Below are 19790 nucleotides of genomic sequence, written 5' to 3'. Positions count from 1 at the left end.
CGGATCTGGCAGGGTGTCGCCGGGCGCAAGGACATGAAAGGGACTGGACGGTCTCGTGAATCTGTCTCGACGCACCCTTCTGGCTTCTGCCGCGGCCACTCCCCTGCTCACCGGAGCCGGAGCAGCGTTCGGTGCGGGGGAAGCCTCGGCCTCCCCCGCCAAGCTCCGCGGCGCTCTCGACTACGGCCTGACCAAGCTGAAGGCGGTCGCACCGGGCATCACGTCGTTCCCGGAGATCACCCGGTTCGAGAAGTGGACGTACGTCGCCGACGGCGGCTGGATCGGCGGTTTCTGGCCGGGCACGCTCTGGCTCGCGCACCTCGACAGCGGTGACGCGCAGTTCCGCGCGCTGGCCGAGGCCGCGAACGACAGGCTGGCGCCGCGCCGGCTCGAACCCCGCGACCACGACCTGGGCTTCCTGTTCTACCCGTCGTGGGTCACCGCGTACCGGCTCACCGGCGCCACCAAGTGGCGTGACGGCGCGGTCGACGCCGCGAACACGCTGATCCAGCGCTGGAACCCCACCGGCAGGTACATCCGCGCGTGGGGCAGGCTCGGCACACCGGGCAACGCCGGCCGCGTCATCATCGACACGATGATGAACCTGGACCTGCTCGCGTTCGCTACCGAGCAGACCGGCGACCGCAAGTTCATCGACATCGCGATCGCCCACGCCAGAACGACTCAGACGCACTTCATCCGGCCGGACGGCTCGACCCCGCACGTGTTCGACTTCAACCCGGACACCGGCGCGGTGATCGGCCCGAACACCGTGCAGGGCTACAGTCCGACGTCGTGCTGGTCGCGCGGCCAGTCGTGGGGCATCTACGGCTTCACGACGATGTACCGCCGCACGGGCCTGCGCGAGTTCCGCGACACGGCCCGCAAGATGGCCGACTTCGCGCTGAGCGCCATCACGCCGGACCACGTGCCGGTGTGGGACTACCGCTCCCCGTTGGGCGCCAACGACATCAAGGACTCGTCGGCGGGCGCGATCCTGGCGTGCGGCCTGCTCGACCTGGCCGCGGTCACCGGCAACGGCCGCTACCGCGAGCGGGCGCTGAAGATCCTCGACGGCCTGGTCGGCACCTGCCTCACCACGAGGTCGGCCCGCGCCGAGGCGATCATGGCCCGCGGCACCCGCAACCGGCCCTCGGAAGACGGTGTGGAGGTCTCGCTCCCCTACGGCGACTACTACCTGTTCGAGGCGATCCTGCGGGTGCTCAAGCCCGCGCAGATCGCCAAGGCCATCGGCCTGTGATCTTGGCGTCTGCAAGTACCACCGTCCCCAGGTCGGTGGTACTTGCAGGCGCCGTTACCAGCTACTTCTCGATCACGCGCGCCGTCGGGCCGTTCGACCACGTGGCCTCCAAACGGGACAGGCGGCCCTCGGCGTTGCGGAAGTTCACCACCAGCGGCCCACCCGGCTGTTCGACGGCCACCGACCACCCGTCGGTCGGCGTGGCCGACAGCGCTTCCACCCCCGACGGGCGGTACCGCACGACCACGTCACCGCCGCGCAGGTGGAACGCGTGGACGTACGAACCGTCCGGCTGCCATTCCCCCTCGGGAAGTTGAGCCGAGGAGGGACGTCCATCCGTACTACTGGGAGGAGCCGGAACAGACGAGCTGATCGCAGGAGGCCTGGTGGACGACGAGGGCGTGACGGGTGACGAACTGGCAGAGGTGCCGGTCGCGGGCACCGCGACGGTGATCGACGTGACGGTCGGCATCGGCAGCACCCCTGGACCCGCCGTGGAGCCCACCGCCGCCACCGGCGCCGGCTCCATCGCCGAACGGATCCCGAACCAGGACAGGCCGACGGCGACCGCGGTCACCACCGCCCAGGCGACCAGGTATCCGACCGACCGTCTCACTGCGACGACCCTCCTGTAGCGACTCATGGCATCAGTACTGCTGGTCGAGGACGACCCGGTGGTGCGAGCGGCGATCACACGCGCTCTCACCGGCCAGGGCCACATGGTGCACGGTGTCGCGCTCGCGATCGAGGCTTTGCGCGAAGTCACCGCCAACAACTACGACGTCGTGGTGCTCGACCTCGGGCTGCCCGACCTCGACGGCGGTGACGCGCTGCGGATGATCCGGGGTGTCACGAACACCCCCGTGGTGATCGCTACCGCCCGCGACGACGAGCAGGAGATCATCCGGCTGCTCAACGCGGGTGCGGACGACTACCTCGTCAAGCCGTTCTCCAGCGAGCACCTCGGTGCCCGCGTGCAGGCGGTGCTCAGAAGGGCCCGCGACAGCAAGCAGCTCGTCGTCGGCGGGCTGGAGATCGACGTGGACCACCGCAAGGCCACTGTGGACGGACGGGAGCTGTCGTTGACGCACAAGGAGTTCGAGCTGCTCTCGTATCTCGCCGCACGCTCCGGCGAGGTCGTCCCGCGCGCCGAGATCCTCGCCAGCCTGTGGCCGTCCACTCGCGACGACCAGACGCTCGACGTCCACCTGTCGTGGTTGCGCCGCAAGCTCGGTGAACGGGCCGCGCAGCCGCGTTATCTGCACACCGTGCGCGGCGTCGGCGTGCGTCTGGTCGCACCGAGATGAGGCGGTCACTGGTGCTGGTCGCTCTCGCGGCGACCAGCATGGTGGCGTTGGCGTTCCTCATCCCGCTCGCCATCGTCACCAAGAAAGCCGCGTACGACAGCGCGATCAGCGAGGCCGAGAAGCAGGCCGCCGCCCTCACGCCGGCGCTGCTGATCACCACGAAGGCGCCCGAGATCCGCCAGGCGATCAGGAGCACCCGCTACGGCGGTCAGCAGCGGCTGGCCGTGCACATCAGCACACCGGCCCCCAACACCTACGGCACCTCGCACATCACCGCGGCCAACCTGCAGGACGCGCAGAACCTCGCGAGGGCGTCCACCCTCGAACGCCCGGACGGCGTCGCCTACCTGCAACCGCTGGCCACCAGCGCCAACGGCATCGTGATCGTCGAGGCGTTCGTGCCACGCGAACAGCTCACGCACGGCGTCATAGGCACGTGGTGGGCGCTGGCGGGGGTCGCTGTCGGACTCGTCGCCGGTTCGGTGTTCGTCGCAGACCGGCTGGGTGCGCGGGCGGTGAAGGCGACCCGCACGCTGGCCGAAGGTGCACGGAGGATGGGTCAGGGCGACCTCTCCGTCCGCGTGCCGGTCAAGGGACCGTCCGAGCTCAAGGAGGTCGGCCAGGCGTTCAACGCCATGGCCGAACGCGTCCGGCACCTGCTCGCCGCCGAGCGCGAGGTGGTCGCCGATCTCTCCCACCGCCTCAGAACGCCTCTCACCGCGCTCCTGCTGGACGCGGACACCCTCGGGAGGGGTCCAGGCGCGGATCGGGTCCGCGAGGCCGTCCAAGGACTGGAGAGGGAGGTCGACGAGATCATCAAGGCGGCCCGGTCCGGTCTGGAGCCCGGCAACACGGCCGTGGACGTGGCCGGGGTCGTGCGCGACCGGCTGGTGTTCTGGTCCGCGCTCGCCGACGACCAGGAACGGCCGTGGACGATCCGCGGCGCCGACCGGCCCGCACACGTGCCGCTCGCCCGCACCGACCTCACGGCCGCGCTGGACGCGTTGCTGGGCAACGTCTTCCGCTACACGCCGGAGGGCACGAGGTTCGCCGTGACGCTGGTGCACCAGGCCGACCTGGTCGCTCTCGTCGTCGAGGACGCGGGGCCGGGCATTGCGGACGTGGAGCGCGCGCTGCAACGCGGCGCCAGCGGCGGTGGATCCACCGGGCTGGGGCTCGACATCGCCCGCCGCGCCGCGGAGAGCACGGGTGGTTCTCTCCGCGTCGACCGCGGGCCGCTGGGTGGGGCACGCGTGCAATTGAGGCTCCGGAGGCTCTAGGGCCCTGGTCAGGGCCGGAAAAGAACACCGCCGGCGGCGCGGACCGTGGGACGGGTCCGACGCCGCCGGCGGGCACCGGCCGGCTGCGCTGCACCGCTGCCGCACCACCGAGTTCCGAGCAGGAGGGTGGAACCCGATGAGCAGTGCGCGCTTGCCATCCCACACCGGTGTTACGAGGTGGATCTCAGCCGGGGCTCTCGGCGCCAGGTGTGGGGACCGGCGTATTCAAGGAGGTCTGTGTGATCGTTTTTCGTGATCTGACACGAAGTTAGCCGACGGCCCGCCGTCGCCAATCCACCGTTCAGACGATTAATCCGTTTTAAATATATTTAAGTTCGCCCGGTCGGCTGTCCTCGCCTTAAGTCTATTTAAGATAACGTCGCTGCCACGCCGCCATCCCATCCCCCGAAATGAAAGGCGCCTCATGCTCAGTGTGATGGCAGCTACGAGTTTGGCACTGTCGCTCCTCGTCGCCCCCGAGGCGCCGAGTGCCGCCGATGTCGTTCCTCCCGGCAAAATCACCGTCGACGTCGTCACGGTCAACGGTTCCGGCTGCCCCGCGGGAACAGCGGCGGTAGCGGTCGCGGACGACAACACGGCATTCACGGTCACTTACAGCGACTACACCGCGCAGGCCGGCTCCGGATCGGCCCCGACCGACTTCCGGAAGAACTGCCAGCTGAACCTGCGCGTGCACTACCCGCAGGGCTTCACGTACGGGATCGCGAAGGCCGACTACCGCGGGTTCGCGCACTTACCCAGAGGCGCGAAGGGCATGCAACGCGCCAGTTACTACTTCTCCGGCCAGTCGTCGACCGGTACGAGCACGCACAACATCGCCGGCCCCAAGACCGACAACTGGCAGTTCACCGACACGACCGACGTCGCGGAGATCGTCTTCGCGCCGTGCGGCGCGGTGCGGCACCTCAACGTGAACACCGAGGTCCGCGCGTTCACGAACTCCTCCAACCAGGCGGCGTTCGTGTCGATGGACTCGACCGACGGCAGCGTCAACACCCGCTACCAGTTCGCCTGGAAGCGATGCTGAGCGAATTTGATCACGGAGTGCCCCCGGTGTTCGACCCAGAGTGAGCGCCGGGGGCTCTCGCCGTGACCCGCACGTGACTTTTGACGGGCGAGTCAACCAGGCCATTGCTTCCCGCGTATACCCATGTAGATTCCCGACTCACCGCGACGGCCATTCGGGTGACCGTCGTTGGCTCGCGCGCCGCACGCGAACGGAGGCTGCATGCAGGTGAACGCCCAGACCGCACAGGTTGACGACCTGACACTCATCGCGTTGCCCACCGCGGTGAACTGCGCGGATCTGTTCGTGCGCTTCACACTCGGCGAGTGGCGGCTGCGCAACATGATCGACGACTGTTCCGCGGTGGCCTGCGCCCTGGTGGAGGCGGCCATCGAGTCCGCGGACCCCAAGACCTCGCGGCTGATCACCCTGCGACTGCGGCTGAGCGGCGACTACCTGGTCGTCGAGCTCGAGGCGGCCAGGTTCACGATGCCGCCGACCTCGCCCGATCTCCGCACCGGCGAGCTGCAGCTCGGTGGCGGCGTGAAGCTGATCTGGTGCGAGCTCCCGCTGCCGACCGGCGTGAACGCCAACGCGGTGCCGTTGCCACGGCGCGAACCCCGCCGCTCCCCCGCGGCCGAGGCGCTGGGCGACGAGCCGGACGTCGATCCCGAGCTCATCCAGCGGATCCTGTTCGGGCTCGGCGGCTCCATGGGCGGCGGTCCCCAGCGGTAGGGACCGGGGTAAACCGCTCTAGTTCAAGTTTCACCCACAAGGGCGCGTCCAACGGTGGACGCGCCCTTGTGGTGTCCGCGGGTTCACAACTGTGGACGCTTCACCAATTGGGTTCCGCATCTCAGACTGCGGTTACTCCGTTCGAGCCGTGTTACATTCGGCGCGGCGCGTGGACCATCAGGTTCCTGAATGGCGTTCTTTCGGTACGGATGGCAATTCACCGACGACGGCCCCGCCTCGCCCATTGGTGCGGTAACCGATCGACCACAAAAAGTGACAAATGGTCGATGCGCATTGACTTCGGCTAACGCCCGGCAATGTTGCTCTGGTTGGCGGAGGTTCGTTAACACCCTTTCCGATACGGTCTCGTATCACGCCGCCCGACATGTCCCGCACATTCGGAAAGGTGTCTCATGATTAGCACGTTGGCTGCGGCCGCTCTGGCTCTGTCCACCATCGTCATTCCCCCGGTCGCGGATCCGCCCCCGACGGGCCAGATCACCATCGACGTCGTCACGGTCAACGGCTCCGGCTGCCGCATCGGCACGGCCGCCATCGCCGTCTCCCCGGACAACAAGGCTTTCACGGTCACCTACAGCGAGTACATGGCCCAGGTCGGCCCGGACGCGCGGCCGACCGATTTCCGGAAGAACTGCCAGCTGAACCTCAGGGTCAACGTGCCGAGCGGATTCACCTACGGAATCGCGCAGGCCGACTACAGAGGCTTCGCCCACCTGGAGCGGGGAGCGAAGGGAACGCAGCGGGCGAGCTACTACTTCCAGGGAATGTCGGACAACGACCAGCGCACCAAGTCCTGGAACGGCGCGATGAGCGACGACTGGCAGGTGACGCACAAGACCGACGTCGCCTCCATCGTCTACCACCCGTGCGGCGCGAAGCGGAACTTCAACATCAACACCGAGCTCCGCGTGGACAAGGGCACGTCCGACCCGAAGAAGACCAGCTTCATGGCAATGGACTCGACGGACGGCTCCATCGAGACGATTTACCACTTCGCGTGGAAGAAGTGTCCGAAGGCGTGACCGAATAACCGAACAGCCTGGCCGCCGGGCCCCTTGGTCTCCCGCCACACGAGACCAAGGGGCCTTCCGCTGTGCCCGCGGCACTTCGACGGGAACGCCGATCTGCGGGCAACCAGGTGTTCCCCCAAGGGGCAAACCTGGGACAAGTAATGGCCAGACAGCCTTCCGCCGCGATGAAAACCTTTACGTGCAGAATCAGAGCGTTCCTCGGGCAACGCACAAAACACCGGAGCAGCCATGAAGGTGGACACCCGTCGTATTCGACCTGGACGGAACCGTGGTCGACACGCTTTCCGGGACCGCGCACGCCCTGAACATCGCTTTGCGCTAATACGTGCTGATGGAGTTCACCGACGACGAGACGCGAGAGCACATCGGCCTGGGCGACAACGCACTGGTGTGCGCGGCGCTGAGGAAGTCGGAGGCGTCGCCCGATCTGGCCGGGGAGGTCCAGGAGGCGTACCTGCGGGCGTACGCGGCGGATCCCGGCCATCTCGCGGTGGTGCACCCCGGCGCCGAGGTGCTGCTGAAACGCCTGCGAGCGCGTGGGGTGCGGCTTGCCTTGTGCACCAACAAGTCCAGCCGCATCACCGGCGGGATGCTGCGCGCGCTGGGGCTGGACGGGGCGTTCGACGCGGTGGTGAGCGGGGACGAACTCCCCCACCGCAAACCGGATCCGCGGCATCTGCTGGAAGCGGTCCGCCGCGCGGGCGGCACGGCGGCGCTGATGCTCGGTAGCAGCATCAGCGACATCCGTGCCGCCCGCGCGGCGGCGGTTCCCGTCGTCTGCGTGTCGTCCGGCTGCGGAACCGGTGGCCTGCAGCCGGACTCCTGGATCGACAGCTTCGACGACTTCGAATCAGATGTTCTGGTTCGCGAAGCCCTTGGTCGCGATCTTTGACAACATGCCCTGCCACACCGAGGAGCTGGTGTGCGGGTCACCCGTCACGCCGAGCGCCGACTTGAGGCCGTTGAACGCGTTCTGCGTGTTCGTGCCCCAGTCGCCGTCGATCACCAGGCCGGAGCCGCGGAAGTTGTTGCAGACGGCCTGGACGAACTTGGTGTCGGACTCGGAGTCCTTGAGCACGCGAACCGGCATGCCACCGAAGTCGGCGTGGATGTGGTCCGCGTGGTCGGCGTTGTACCAGCCGTCGAGCACATAGCGGAACCGGCGGCGGCACACGGCCTCCGTCGCGAGGTAGCGCTTGCGGATCGCCGCGTTGCTCGACGCGTGGTGCTTGTCGAGCGGCGAGATGGTGTTGCCGCCGGACCAGCGGACGTGGTCGAGGTCCATGGCGGTGCCGGCGCCGTGCTGGCCGGGCTTGTTGACGTAGAAACCGGCCGAGACGACGTAGCTGATCGAGCCGTAGCTCGACGAGAGCGAGCGCAGGTCCCGGATCCAGGCGACGAGCGCGTTGTAGAACGCGTCGGTGCACTGCCAGTTTCGCGCGGTGGTGTTGCCGCGGTTGGACCGCCAGTAGTAGACCGGCGTGCCGTCGATCTTCTGGAACGTCATCATCGCCAGCGCGCCGGCCTCGGCGGCCCGGATCTCGGCGTCGGTGTGCTGGTCGCCGATCTTCGGGTCGGCGCCCGCCAGTCCAGGAGCGATGGTGGACAGACCGGCGAGACCGGCGACGGCCGCCGCGCCCGTGACGAAGCCGCGCCTGGTGACGTTGTTTTCGAACACCCCAGTTCTCCCTCTGTGTCCTAGCCGGTGCGGACAGGAGGAAGGCCTGTCTCACGAACCGGCCCGAGGGAGTCTAGGGATCGTGTTCAGAACGGGGAATGCGGCCTGACCTGCGGTTTTCCTCTTCCTTTACCGCACTGAGCCGAGCGCGCGGATCAAGCTGCGCTCCGTGTCGTTGCCGAGTTTCTCCAGCGCCAGCTTCGCCACCGGCGCCCCGAGCTTCGCCAGCCCGTTGAACTCGAGGTGGGCGTGGTAGGCGATCTTGGTCGTGCCGGGAGCCGGTCCCGCGGTGATCGAGATGTCGTCGGTCGCGGTGGCGGTGTCGTTGCGGCCGACGAACTGCAGGCACTGCGGGTCGTCGCGGGTCAGCTCGTAGACGAGCTCGGTCTTGCGGCCGAGGAACGTAGACACGTTGTGCCAGCGCGAGCCGACCTCGACCGGGCCGTCGTCGATGCGCGTGCAGGTCACGGTGCCCGGATCCCACTGCTCGGTGCGGGAGAAGTCGCGCAGGTACTCGACGACACCTTCGGGTGAGGACGCCACGGTGAAGGTGCGCTCGACGTCGACGCCGGACGTGTGCGGCGCGTTGAACGCCTGTGGTGCGAGGCGAATCCGGTGCTGTTCCACGAGGGCCGCCTGGCTCTCCGCGCGGCGAAGCAGCCGGTCCAGTCGTTCGGCGTCGATTCCGGGGACGGTCTGCAGCGTGCGCCACATCGCGGCCTTGCTCTCGATGCCGACGCGCAACGTCTCCAGTTCGAGGACGTCGCTGAGCGGCGACCGGCCCAGCAGCCGTCCGTTGAGCTTCAGCCTGCCCGCCTTCTCGGTGAGCCAGCCGATGGCGGCCTTGTGCGGGCGCGGTTCGACGCCGAACGCCCTCATCACGTCGAGCAGCTCGTGCCGGTCCGCTTCCGCGTCGTCGGCCAGCACGCGCAGTTCGGGGTGCGTGCGGCTGACGCGGCGCGCGAGCTCGACGCCCGCGATCGTCCCGGCCAGGTGGTCGTTGAGGTAGATGTCCAGCAGCTCCGTGTTCACGCCGTGCGGGTACCCCGAACCAAGATCAGGGACTCGCCGGTCCGAGCTGATGTCCCTGATTCCACAAGGTTTTGATGACCAGGCCGAGCGGGGCGATCCGGCGCCGCAACCGCATGATGCGCAGGTGCAGCGCGTTGCTGGTGTCGCCGTCCTTCGTGGGCAGGCAGAGCAGCAGGTCCTCGCGCGAGGTCAGCGCGCGGAAACGCCGCAGCAGTTCGGCGACCAGCGCACGTTCGGTCGGTGACAGCACGACGGAACGCGAACGGAAGCGGAGGATGCCGGACATGTCCAGCTCCGGCACGGCATAGCGGGCCGCACGGGCACGCGGACCCAGTCCTCCCGCATGTCCGTGAGGACGGGCGCGGGCACGTTCTTCTCCAGCACCAGCAGGCACAACGTCCCGCTGCGCTGGCGCGCCTCCCGTGCCGCCGCGTCCACCGGCCACCGCACGACCTCGACGGGCAGACGGTTCACCAGGTTCGACATGCGTCCACTTCCCGAGCCTCCGGCTTGCGTGGACGCTGGTGGCGCGTCCCGGAACGTTGGCGAGGTGATTCACGCTCAGCGGGGCACGTCGCGGCACCGACCCCGCGCCCCCGTACAACCAGTACGACGACGCGGGGTCAGCACCACGATGCACCCGTCTGACCGCGAATTCCGCGGCAACCTTCCGGGCCACACCACTAGCCGCCGGTTATTTCCGCTCTATCGCGTGCATCGGCTCCAGGATGATCGGCTGCGCCCGGCGGCCCGTGACGAGGTTCCACGCCCACTGCGCCAGCACCGCGACGCGGTTGCGCCAGCCGACGAGGAACGCGATGTGCACGACCGCCCACGCCACCTTGCCGATGAGGCCCTTCAGCCGCAGCTTCTTGATGTCCGCGACGGCGTCACCAGGCGAAATCGTCGCCATCGTGCCGAGGTCGAGGTACTTGAACGGCTTGGTGGGGCGTCCCTCCAGGCGTGCCCTGATCACGCGGGCGACGTGGTGGCCCTCCTGGATCGCGGGCTCGGCGATGCCGGGCAGGTCGTTCAGGTTGACCATGTCACCGATCGCGTAGATGTCGCCGGTGACGCTGCAGTCCGAGGGATTCACCAGAATCCGGCCCTTGCGGTCGAACTCGGCCCCGGTGGCGTCGGCGAGCTTGCGGGCCAGCTGCGAGGCCTGCACACCGGCCGCCCAGATGATCGTCCGCGCCTCGACCCGGTCACCGTCCTTGGTGGTGAGGCCGGTGTCGTCGATCGACTCGACCATCGCGCCCGTCATGACCGTGACGCCGAGGCTCTCCAGCTTCTTCCTGGTGTGCTGACGCAGCGGTTCGGAGAACGGCGGCAGCACGTGCGGCACGGCGTCGAGCAGCGTGATCCGGATGTCGCGCGGGTCGATCTCGTGGAACTGCCCCTTCAACGCCCGGCGCGCCAGGTCGGCGAGCTGTCCGGCCAGCTCGACCCCGGTCGGCCCCGCCCCGACGATCGCGAACGACAGCCACTCCTTGGCGTTGTCGGCCGCCACCGCCGTCTCGAACGCCCGCAGCAGCTTCGACCGCAGGTCGACGGCCTGTTCCAGGGTCTTCATGGGCGGCGCGGACCGGGCCCACTCGTCGTGCCCGAAGTAGCTGTCCCGCGCTCCGGCCGCCACGACCAGCGTCTCGTAGCCGACCGTCCGCGAGGAACCGTCCGGCAGGTCCACGTGGACGCGTTTCTGCTCCGTGTCGAACCCGGTCACCTCCCCCAGCAGGACCCGCGCGTTGCGCTGCCTGCGCAGGATCGCCCGGAACGCCGGCGCGATGTCGCCCGCGGGCAGCAACGCGGTCGCCACCTGGTAGAGCAACGGCTGGAACAGGTGGTGGTTCGTGCGGTCGATCAGCGTGACCTCGACGTCCGCGCGCTTGAGCCCGCGCACGACGCCCAGCCCGCCGAACCCGCCACCGACGACGACTACCCGGTGCTTACCCATGGAGTTCGCATACCCGCTCCTCCCGGTTGCCATTCGCGTCGCTGGGTAACCGGATCTCATGACGACGACCGCTGACCAGTCGCTCTGGCTCTCCGCGCTGCCCGCCACGCCGCGCCCGCCCCTGACCGGCAAACACACCTTCGACGTGGCCGTGGTCGGCGGCGGCATCACCGGCCTCACCACCGCCCTGCTGCTCAAGCGCCGGGGGCTGCGCGTCGTGGTCCTCGAAGCCGGCCGCGTGGCCTCTGGCGTGTCCGGCAACAACACCGCCAAGGTGACCGCCCTCCAGTCCACTGTGTACTCGCAGATCATCAAGGCGCACGACCTGGCCGCGGCCACCGACTACGCCACCGCCTCGCTGGCGGCGGTGGCCCAGGTGGCCGACCTCGTCCAGCTGGAGAACATCTCCTGCGACCTGCGCCGCGCCCCCGCCGCCACCTACGCCTACACCGAGTCCGAGGCCCAGCAGGTCGACGACGAGCTGATCGCGGCACGCCGGGCCGGCCTGCCGGTGCGGTCGAGCGTCGACCTCGACCTGCCGTTCGAGGTGCACGCCGCGGTCCGGCTGGACGACCAGCTCACACTGCACCCGGTGAAGTACCTGCTGGGCCTGGCCGCCGCGATCGACGGCGACGGCAGCCAGGTCTGCGAAAACAGCCGCGTCCTGGACGTGAGCGGCACCCGTGTGTCCACAGCGGACGGTCAGGTCGACGCGGCGCACATCGTGATCGCCACGCACTTCCCGACGCTGGACCGCGGCCTGTACTTCGCCCGCATGGAGCTCACCCGCGCCTACTGCATCGCCGCCAGGGTTTCGTCGCCCCCGGAAGCGCTCGCGATCAGCACCGGCAGCCCGTCGTGGTCCATCGCTGCCCACGAGGACAAGCTGATCGTCGCAGGCCAGAGCCATCCGACCGGCAAGCAGGCGGTCGAACCGTTCCGCAGGCTGGAGGAGTTCGCCCGCAGGCACTGGCAGGTGGAGGAGATCACCCACCGCTGGTCAGCGCAGGACCCGACGGCCTACGACCACCTGCCGATGATCGGCACCTACCTGCCGGGCAACAACACGATGTTCACCGCGACCGGCTACATGAAGTGGGGCCTGACCAGCGGCACGTTCGCCGCCTCTCTTCTCGCGGACCTGGTGACCGGCAAGCCGAACGACCTGGCCGACCGTTTCAGCCCGCACCGGCTCTCGCTGAAGTCGTTGCCGGAACTGGTGAAGAAGAACGCCGAGGTCGCCGTGGAGTTCGTCGGCGACCGCGTCCTGCCCGCCGACGCCACCTCCAGCGAGAACCTGCCGCGCGACCACGCCCACGTGATCCGCGACGGGCTGGGCAAGACCGGCGTGTACCGCGACGCCGACGGCCAGTTGCACGCGGTGTCGATGCGCTGCACGCACCTCGGCTGCCTGGTGCGGTTCAACGCGGCGGAGCGCAGCTGGGACTGCCCGTGCCACGGGTCGCGGTTCGACATCGACGGCGAGGTGCTGGAGGGACCGGCGACCCGGCCCCTCCCGAAGCGTGAACCGCGTTAGTGCGGCACGGCACTAGCTCTTGGCGACGAGCGTGAGCACGTCGTAGCGGGCGACCGACTCGCCCTTCTGGTTCGCCACGTCGGCGTCCCAGCGCACCTCGCCGTACTCCTGGTCCTCGCGCGGGGTGATCTGCTTGACCGTCAACGTCACCGTCAGCGTGTCACCGGGGAACGTCGGCGTGAGGAACCGCAGGTTCTCCAGCCCGTAGTTGGCGAGCACCGGACCGGGCTCCGGCGAGACGAACAAGCCAGCCGCGAACGAGACCACGAGGTAGCCGTGCGCGACCCGTCCGCCGAAGAACGGGTTCGCGGCAGCGGCTTCCTCGTCCATGTGCGCGTAGAAGGTGTCGCCGGTGAACTCGGCGAAGTGCTCGATGTCCTCCATCGTCACCTCACGCGGCCCGGCCACGACCGTGTCGCCCAGCCGCAGCTCTGCCAGCGTCTTGCGGAACGGGTGCACGGAGTGCTCGTGGCGCGGCGCCCCGGTCACCCAGCGGTTCGTGACAGCGGCCAGCGTCCGCGGGCTCCCCTGCACAGCGGTGCGCTGCATGTGGTGCAGCACGCCACGCATGCCGCCCATCTCCTCGCCACCACCGGCACGCCCGGGCCCGCCGTGCACCAGCATCGGCAACGGCGACCCGTGCCCGGTCGACTCACCCGCGTCGTCCCGGTCCAGCACCAGCAACCGCCCGTGCCAAGGCGCCACACCGATCACGACGTCACGCACGAAGTCGCTGTCCGCCGACACGATCGACCCGACCAGCGAGCCGGAACCGCGCGCCGCCAGCTCGACAGCGTCGTCCACCGACGAGTACGGCATCAGCGTCGACACCGGCCCGAACGCCTCGACCTCGTGCGGCTGCACCGCGTCGGCCGCGGCCTTCAGCAGCATCGGCGACATGAACGCGCCACGCTCGGCGTCAGCGTCCACAAGCGACAAAGGCCCGTCGCCGTAGACCACCGAAGCGTTCTCCTGCAACGCCTTCAGCGACCGCCGAACCTCCTCGCGCTGCTCCAGCCCGGCCAGTGCGCCCATCTTCACCGACTTGTCGGCGGGGTTGCCGATCACGACCTCGGCCAGCCGGGCAGCCGTCGCCTCAGCCACCTCGTCCATCAGCGAGGCAGGCACCAGCGCCCGCCGGATCGCCGTGCACTTCTGGCCGGCCTTCGTCGTCATCTCCGTCACCAGCTGGCCCACGAACAGGTCGAACTCCGGCGTACCGGCGACCGCGTCCGGCCCCAGGATCGAGCAGTTCAGCGAGTCGGCCTCGGCGTTGAAGCGCACGGACGACCGGATCACGGCCTGGTGCGTGCGCAGGTGCTGGGCGGTCGACGCGGACCCGGTGAAACCGACCAGGTCCTGCGGGGTCAGGTGGTCGAGCAGGTCGCCGGCGGACCCGCAGACGAGCTGCAGCGAGCCCTCGGGCAGCAGACCGGAGGCGAGCATCAGCTCGACCAGCTTCTCGGTCACGTACGCGGTCTGGGACGCGGGCTTGATCAGCGACGGCACCCCGGCGATGAAGGCGGGCGCGAACTTCTCCAGCGGGCCCCACATGGGGAAGTTGAAGGCGTTGATCTGCACGGCCACACCGCGCAGAGGTGTGCAGATGTGCTGGCCGACGAACGTGCCACCACGCCCCAGCGGCTCCACGGCGCCGTCCACGAACACGCGGTCGTTCGGCAGCTCGCGCTTGGCCTTGGACGCGTACCCGAGCAGCACGCCGAAGCCGCCGTCGATGTCGATCCAGGAGTCGGACTTGGTCGCACCCGTGCGCGCGGACAGCGCGTACAGCTCGGCCTTGTGCTCCTTCAGGTACAGACCGAGAGCCTTCAGCAGCTGCGCGCGCTGGTGGAACGTGAGCTCGCGCAACGCGGGCCCGCCGACCTCGCGGCCGTACCGCAGGGCAGCGCCCATGTCGATGCCCGCGGACGAGATCCTGGCGATCTCCTCCCCCGTCACGGCGTCGTGCAACGGGGCGCCCTCGGCGTCCGGCGTGTGCCACCGACCCGACACGTAACTGCGCAGCAAGCTCATCGAGCCAACCCTTCTCCGCGAGGGCCGATGGATCCTCATCGACCCGTCTACCGGCAACGTATCAGGGGGTGAACAGGGCCGTGCAGTGCTCGGCGAACGCTTGCGCCCTGCGGGTCAGCGGCCCTCCGCCGGCCCAGCCCAGCACGACCGGGGTGGTGGGCACGGCGTCGCGCAGCGGCAGGGCGACCACCTCGAGGCCTTCGTAGGAAGCCGAGAGCGCGGGCTGCTGGACGGTCATCGAGTAGCCGATGCCGCGGGCCACGAGCGACCGGGCGAGCTCGAAGCTGCGGGCGCGGTGCGTCACCACCAGGTCGACACCTGCGGCGGCGAACACGGCGCGGAAGTAGCGCTCGCTCGGAGGCACGTCGAGCAGGACGAACGGGTCGTCCGCGAGTTCGCGCAACGCGACCGCGCGGCGCCGGCGCAACCGGTGGCCGGACGGCAGCAGCACCTTCGGCGGCTGGTCGTACAACGTGCTGGTGTCGATTCCCGGCTGCAGGTCCTGGTCGTACAGAAAGGCGATCTCGCAGCGTCCCGCCAGTAGGTCCTCCTGCACCTCCGGCAGGCTGCCCTCGACGAACCGGACGGAGACCTCCGGGTGCGCGCGTTCGAACGTGGCGATCGCCGCGGGCAGGTGGAACGGCGCGATCGGCGTGTAGCAGCCGACCGTCAGCACGCCGCTGACCTGCTGGCTGAGTCCCCGCGCCTCGGCTCCGAGGTCGCTCATGGCGCCGATCACCCGGCGGGCGTCCGCGAGCACCCGCGTGCCCGCCGCCGTCAACGCGGCGCCCCGGCGTGGCGACCTGACGACCAGCCGGAGGTCCAGCGCTCGTTCGAGTTCGCTGAGTGCCAGCGAGATGGCCGACTGGGAGACGTGACAGCGTGCGGCGGCGGTGGTCAGCGAGCCGGTCTCGGCCACCGCGATCAGGTACTCGAGCTGCCGCAGCGTCACGTTCATCAGTTGAGCTTATAGCTGGCACAAGAAACTTGAGCTGGTCAGAAGAGTGGGCAGGGCGCATCGTACGAACTGTGAACCGACCGCACCGCCACCCGTTCATCCCGTACGCACCGCCACGGCTGCCGATCGAAGAGGGACTCGACCGCGGCATGGCCTTCTACCGGCTGCTCGACGGTCGCCGGTCCGTGCGGTGGTTCTCGCCAGAACCGGTTCCCGCCGAAGCGATCGAACTGGCGGTCAGTGCCGCCAACACGGCCCCGAGTGGCGCGCACCAGCAGCCCTGGCGGTTCGTCGCCACCCGGAACGATGACCTCAAGAGGCGTGTCCGTGAGGCGGCGGAAGAAGAGGAACGCCGCTTCTACCACGAGCGCGACCTGCCGGAGTGGCACGCGGCGCTGGCACCGCTGGAGACCGACGCGACCAAGGAGTTCCTGCAAACAGCGCCGTGGCTCGTGGTGGCGTTCGCGCAGAAGCAGCAGAACGGCAAGAAGACGTACTACACCAACGAAAGCGTCGGCATCGCGTGCGGCTTCTTCATCGCGGCGCTGCACACGATGGGCCTGGCGACGCTGACGCACACACCGAACCCGATGACGTTCCTCAGCGACCTGCTGGGACGTCCCGGCGAACGGCCGTACATCCTGTTCCCCGTCGGCTACCCCGCCGACGACTGCGAGGTTCCCGACCTGCGCCGCAAGCCGCTGTCCGCGGCGCTCACCGTCGTCGGCGGGCCGCGCCACTAGAGAGATCGACATGAAGCTGGGCGCCGCCGTTCCGGTCCTCGACGAGTGGCGGTTCCTGCCCGCTGTCACCGGCCAGCTGCTCAAGGTCGTCGACCTCTCCGTCGACCAGACCGGCCTGTGCGAGAGCCGGGTTGACGACCAACCCGGTCAGGCGGCTCCGACCAGCGACAGGACGGCGAGCAAACGCGACCGTCTCACGTGCTTTCCTCTCTCGCCAGGTCTGGAGGAACGACACGCTCGTCCGCCCCGGAAAAGCTGGAAATGGGCGGCACGCAGCCGATGTCGAACCACTATCCGGAGACCGCGGACTTGCCTGATCGTCCCGCAACCGGGAACCATCGGCAGGGTGGAGGAACTGCGCGCGTTGCTCACCAAGCACGCCCGGCCCGACCTGACCACGTCGATCGAGGACGTCCTGGTCTCCAGGACGACCACGAGCGGTCCGCCCGCGCCCGCGATGACCGGCACGATCCTCGCGTTCGTGGCTCAGGGCCGCAAACGCATCGCGCTGGGCGACCGCGTTTACGACTACCGGGCCGGCCAGTACCTGGTGGCCTCGATCGACATGCCGATCACCGGCAACTACGTCGGCATCAGCCCACAGGAGCCCGCGCTCGGAATCGGTCTGGTCCTGCGCCCGGAGAACGTCGCCGAGCTGTTGCTGCGACAGGACCTGCCGAAGACCCCGGGCACGCCGGAGGGCCTGGCCGTCAGCGACGCCACCCCGGAGCTGATCGACGCCGTGACGAGGCTCGCGAGACTGCTCGACCACCCGAGGGACGCCAGAGCGCTCGCCCCGCTGATCAAGCAGGAGATCCTCTGGCGCGTCATGACCGGCGAGCAGGGCGCCGTCGTCCGCCAGCTCGGGACCAGGGACAGCAGCCTCAGCCACATCGCCAAAGCGGTCAGATGGATCCGCGAGAACTACGCCGAGTCGTTCAAGGTCGGGAACGTCGCGCGGATCGCCGGCATGAGCGAGTCGGCGTTCTACCGCAACTTCCAGGCCGTCACGGCGATGAGCCCGATCCAGTTCCAGAAGCAGATCCGGTTGCAGGAGGCACGGCTGCTGCTCACGACCACCAGGGACGTCACGGGCGTGAGCCACCGCGTCGGCTACGACAGCCCGTCGCAGTTCAGCCGGGAGTACCGCCGTCAGTTCGGCGCGCCGCCCAGCCGTGACGCCGCCCTCAGGCTTGAACCCGCTCTCTGACGGCCAGGTAGACCGCGCGCACCTCCAGCGTCCGCTCGACCTTCTCGAGCACGGGCGCGAAGAACTGGCGCCGGTGCTCGGCGTCGCTCATCGAGATCACCGAGAAGTACATGCTGCCGAACGCCGCGAACAACGTGGCGTTGCGCAGCATCGCCGACGGCACACCGGGGATCATCGACGGCTCCGGCGGCGCCCCGATCCACTGCGTGGCGATGTCGGGCGTGACGACGATCAGTCCCAGCAGGACGAAGAACGCGAACAGCGCGAGCCCGACCACCGCCGCCTGCACCAGCTGCCGGATCGCGAGCATCACCAGGAGGTTGCGCAGCTGCCGTCCGTTCAACCGCTTGGGCTGCAACGGTTCGGCGATCTCGACGCCGGCCAGCGGCGTGCCCTTGCACGCCACCGTGAGGATCTCCGGCCGCAGGTCCTGCTCCACCCGGCCGATCTCGTCGCGCAGGCGCGCGGCCGCGGCCAGCACGGTGATCGCGGCGAACAGCAGCACGATCAGGCTGACCCGCGGCCACTTCAACCGGTTCATCGCCTGCCACAGCTCACCGGTGAAGAACAGGAAGAGCGTCACGAACAGCATGGGCGGCAACGCGCGGCCGAGCAGATGCACGCTGTTGCGCAGGTCGGCGATCACGTGCCGGATGGCGGCCTTCAGCAGTGCGCCCAAGCCGTAGGTGGTGGCCAGCATCGTGGCCAGGAAGGCCAGTCCGAAGAAGGTGACGAACCACAGCGGCACGACCCACCACTCGTAGTCCGGCCCCTCCGCTCCCGGCGTGGTGATCTTGTCGTTGACCACGTACTGCAGCAGGGGCACGATCACCGGCATCGCCGCGTATGCGATCAGCAACACCACGGTCGTGCGCGGGGAGAAGCTCGGCAGCCGCCGCACGAACAGCGACAGCAGGATCCACGCGGCCACCATCACCGCGACGATCACCCCGAGCAGCACCCACTTCGGCAGTCCGGCGGACTGCTGGAGCACGAGCCACGCGAGGCTGCCGACCGCGACGAACGTCAGTGCCGGCAGCATCCGGGGCAGCACGTGCGACCGGAAGCCGTACCCCTCGATCATGGTCGGCGCACCCTGACGGACGAACCACTGTTCGGTCCGCCGCACCAACATCTCCGAAGCCACGGCGTGGATCATGCCTCAACGGTCGAAGAGCCGCGCCATCACGCTGAAGTAACGGGTCGGGGCGATGCGGGCGAGCGCGTCGAACACGTACGCGTCCGGCCCGACCAGGATCCGCGCCTTACCGCGTTCGACACCGCGGTGGATGATCTCGGCCGCCTTGTCGGGGGTGGTCAGCGCGATCTTGTCGAAGTCCGCCGCCATCTGGTCGAGCGACCGGCCGCGGCCGTCGGGATCGGTGTGGATGCGGGCGTTGCGGATGATGTTGGTCTTGATGCCGCCGGGGTGGACGGTGACCGCCGAGACGCCGGTGCCGCGCAGTTCCTGCCGCAACGAGTCGGTGAACCCGCGGACGGCGAACTTCGCCGCGCAGTAGGCGCTGTTCTTCGGCATGCCGACGAGCCCGTACACGCTGGAGGTGTTCACGATGACGCCGTAGTTCTGCTCGACGAGCTGAGGCAGGAACGCGCGCGTCCCGTTCACCACGCCCCAGTAGTTGATGTCGAACAGCCACGAGTCGTCCTCGGGCACGGAGTTCAGCACGGTCGTCGACGTGGCGACACCCGCGTTGTTGAACACCGCCGCGAGCGGCAGGTCCAGCCAGGCCCGCACCTCCCCGGCGAACGCCCGCACGTCGTCCGCGTCCCGCACGTCGAGCACGCGGCTGAGCACCGGGCCCTGCAACGAGGCGGCGGTCTTCTCCAGGCCCGCCTCGTCGACGTCGGCGATGACCACCGGGGAACCGTGCCGGGACAGCCGCTGCGCGAGGCTGCGGCCGATGCCGGAGGCGGCACCGGTGATCACCGCCGGGCGACCCGCGATCTTTCGCACCATG

At 68.9% G+C, this 19790-nt stretch carries 20 protein-coding genes; 11 read left to right on the top strand and 9 right to left on the bottom strand.

The features are described 5' to 3' along the window. Positions 1-55 precede the first annotated feature (55 nt). A complete protein-coding gene (locus tag ABFX45_RS14580) occupies positions 56-1261 on the top strand; it encodes an AGE family epimerase/isomerase (RefSeq protein ID WP_346130306.1) in 1206 nt (401 codons plus the stop codon). 61 nt (positions 1262-1322) lie between these two features. Here ABFX45_RS14580 and ABFX45_RS14575 read toward each other — a convergent pair whose 3' ends face one another. Next, positions 1323-1502 (bottom strand): hypothetical protein, encoded by a 180-nt coding sequence (locus ABFX45_RS14575; protein WP_346130304.1) that lies wholly within the window; start codon positions 1500-1502, stop codon positions 1323-1325. 145 nt (positions 1503-1647) lie between these two features. On the opposite strand from ABFX45_RS14575, the gene ABFX45_RS14570 reads away from it, so the two are divergent. From ABFX45_RS14570 to ABFX45_RS14540, 7 genes are all read left to right on the top strand, one after another. Then, positions 1648-1896, top strand: a complete 249-nt coding sequence (locus tag ABFX45_RS14570) for a hypothetical protein (RefSeq protein WP_109635847.1) — start codon at positions 1648-1650, stop codon at positions 1894-1896. A 6-nt stretch (positions 1897-1902) separates the two neighbouring features. After that, positions 1903-2568: a response regulator transcription factor gene (locus ABFX45_RS14565; protein ID WP_109635844.1), complete on the top strand. Its 666-nt coding sequence runs from the start codon at positions 1903-1905 to the stop codon at positions 2566-2568. Further along, entirely contained in the window at positions 2565-3848 is a 1284-nt protein-coding gene (locus ABFX45_RS14560; RefSeq protein WP_346130301.1) for a HAMP domain-containing sensor histidine kinase, read from the top strand. The genes ABFX45_RS14565 and ABFX45_RS14560 overlap by 4 nt, the downstream gene beginning before the upstream one ends. A 424-nt stretch (positions 3849-4272) precedes the next feature. Further along, a complete protein-coding gene (locus ABFX45_RS14555; protein ID WP_109635839.1) occupies positions 4273-4896 on the top strand; it encodes a DUF4360 domain-containing protein in 624 nt (207 codons plus the stop codon). 201 nt (positions 4897-5097) lie between these two features. Then, complete coding sequence (locus tag ABFX45_RS14550; protein WP_301325422.1) at positions 5098-5610, top strand: ATP-binding protein; 513 nt, start codon at positions 5098-5100, stop codon at positions 5608-5610. A 413-nt stretch (positions 5611-6023) separates the two neighbouring features. Continuing rightward, a complete protein-coding gene (locus ABFX45_RS14545; RefSeq protein WP_346130298.1) occupies positions 6024-6653 on the top strand; it encodes a DUF4360 domain-containing protein in 630 nt (209 codons plus the stop codon). A gap of 340 nt (positions 6654-6993) precedes the next feature. Then, positions 6994-7554 (top strand): HAD-IA family hydrolase, encoded by a 561-nt coding sequence (locus tag ABFX45_RS14540; protein ID WP_346130296.1) that lies wholly within the window; start codon positions 6994-6996, stop codon positions 7552-7554. On the opposite strand, the gene ABFX45_RS14535 is transcribed toward ABFX45_RS14540, so the two are convergent. The 4 genes from ABFX45_RS14535 to ABFX45_RS14520 all read right to left on the bottom strand — a co-directional run bounded on the left by ABFX45_RS14535 (position 7513) and on the right by ABFX45_RS14520 (position 11329). Continuing rightward, on the bottom strand, positions 7513-8340 hold the full coding sequence (locus ABFX45_RS14535; protein ID WP_346130294.1) for an extensin family protein: 828 nt from the start codon (positions 8338-8340) through the stop codon (positions 7513-7515). The two genes, ABFX45_RS14540 and ABFX45_RS14535, sit on opposite strands and share 42 nt — an antisense overlap. A 129-nt stretch (positions 8341-8469) precedes the next feature. Continuing rightward, on the bottom strand, positions 8470-9372 hold the full coding sequence (locus tag ABFX45_RS14530) for an SRPBCC family protein (RefSeq protein ID WP_346130292.1): 903 nt from the start codon (positions 9370-9372) through the stop codon (positions 8470-8472). Positions 9373-9397: 25 nt separating this feature from the next. Further along, entirely contained in the window at positions 9398-9658 is a 261-nt protein-coding gene (locus tag ABFX45_RS14525) for a winged helix-turn-helix domain-containing protein (protein ID WP_346130290.1), read from the bottom strand. Between the two features lie 408 nt (positions 9659-10066). Beyond that, the gene (locus ABFX45_RS14520) at positions 10067-11329 is read right to left on the bottom strand and encodes an NAD(P)/FAD-dependent oxidoreductase (protein WP_346130288.1); all 1263 of its coding nucleotides are present in this window, start codon (positions 11327-11329) and stop codon (positions 10067-10069) included. Between the two features lie 58 nt (positions 11330-11387). Between ABFX45_RS14520 and ABFX45_RS14515 the strand changes: the two genes are divergently transcribed. Continuing rightward, the gene (locus ABFX45_RS14515; RefSeq protein ID WP_346130286.1) at positions 11388-12866 is read left to right on the top strand and encodes an FAD-dependent oxidoreductase; all 1479 of its coding nucleotides are present in this window, start codon (positions 11388-11390) and stop codon (positions 12864-12866) included. Between the two features lie 12 nt (positions 12867-12878). Here ABFX45_RS14515 and paaZ read toward each other — a convergent pair whose 3' ends face one another. Further along, positions 12879-14900, bottom strand: a complete 2022-nt coding sequence (gene paaZ, locus ABFX45_RS14510; protein ID WP_346130284.1) for a phenylacetic acid degradation bifunctional protein PaaZ — start codon at positions 14898-14900, stop codon at positions 12879-12881. A gap of 61 nt (positions 14901-14961) precedes the next feature. Next, the gene (locus ABFX45_RS14505; protein WP_346130282.1) at positions 14962-15858 is read right to left on the bottom strand and encodes a LysR family transcriptional regulator; all 897 of its coding nucleotides are present in this window, start codon (positions 15856-15858) and stop codon (positions 14962-14964) included. 71 nt (positions 15859-15929) lie between these two features. Between ABFX45_RS14505 and ABFX45_RS14500 the strand changes: the two genes are divergently transcribed. Together ABFX45_RS14500 and ABFX45_RS14495 are read left to right on the top strand one after the other, a co-directional pair. Further along, on the top strand, positions 15930-16601 hold the full coding sequence (locus ABFX45_RS14500; protein WP_346130280.1) for a nitroreductase family protein: 672 nt from the start codon (positions 15930-15932) through the stop codon (positions 16599-16601). A gap of 346 nt (positions 16602-16947) precedes the next feature. Beyond that, on the top strand, positions 16948-17811 hold the full coding sequence (locus ABFX45_RS14495; protein WP_346130278.1) for an AraC family transcriptional regulator: 864 nt from the start codon (positions 16948-16950) through the stop codon (positions 17809-17811). On the opposite strand, the gene ABFX45_RS14490 is transcribed toward ABFX45_RS14495, so the two are convergent. After that, a complete protein-coding gene (locus ABFX45_RS14490; RefSeq protein ID WP_109635806.1) occupies positions 17789-18970 on the bottom strand; it encodes a hypothetical protein in 1182 nt (393 codons plus the stop codon). The two genes, ABFX45_RS14495 and ABFX45_RS14490, sit on opposite strands and share 23 nt — an antisense overlap. 3 nt (positions 18971-18973) lie before the next feature. Beyond that, the gene (locus tag ABFX45_RS14485; RefSeq protein ID WP_346130275.1) at positions 18974-19789 is read right to left on the bottom strand and encodes an SDR family NAD(P)-dependent oxidoreductase; all 816 of its coding nucleotides are present in this window, start codon (positions 19787-19789) and stop codon (positions 18974-18976) included. Between the last annotated feature and the right edge of the window lies 1 nt (position 19790).

The organism is Lentzea roselyniae, assembly GCF_039537795.1.
Classification (GTDB): domain Bacteria; phylum Actinomycetota; class Actinomycetes; order Mycobacteriales; family Pseudonocardiaceae; genus Lentzea; species Lentzea atacamensis.
This window is presented reverse-complemented; position numbering and strand designations above follow the sequence as displayed.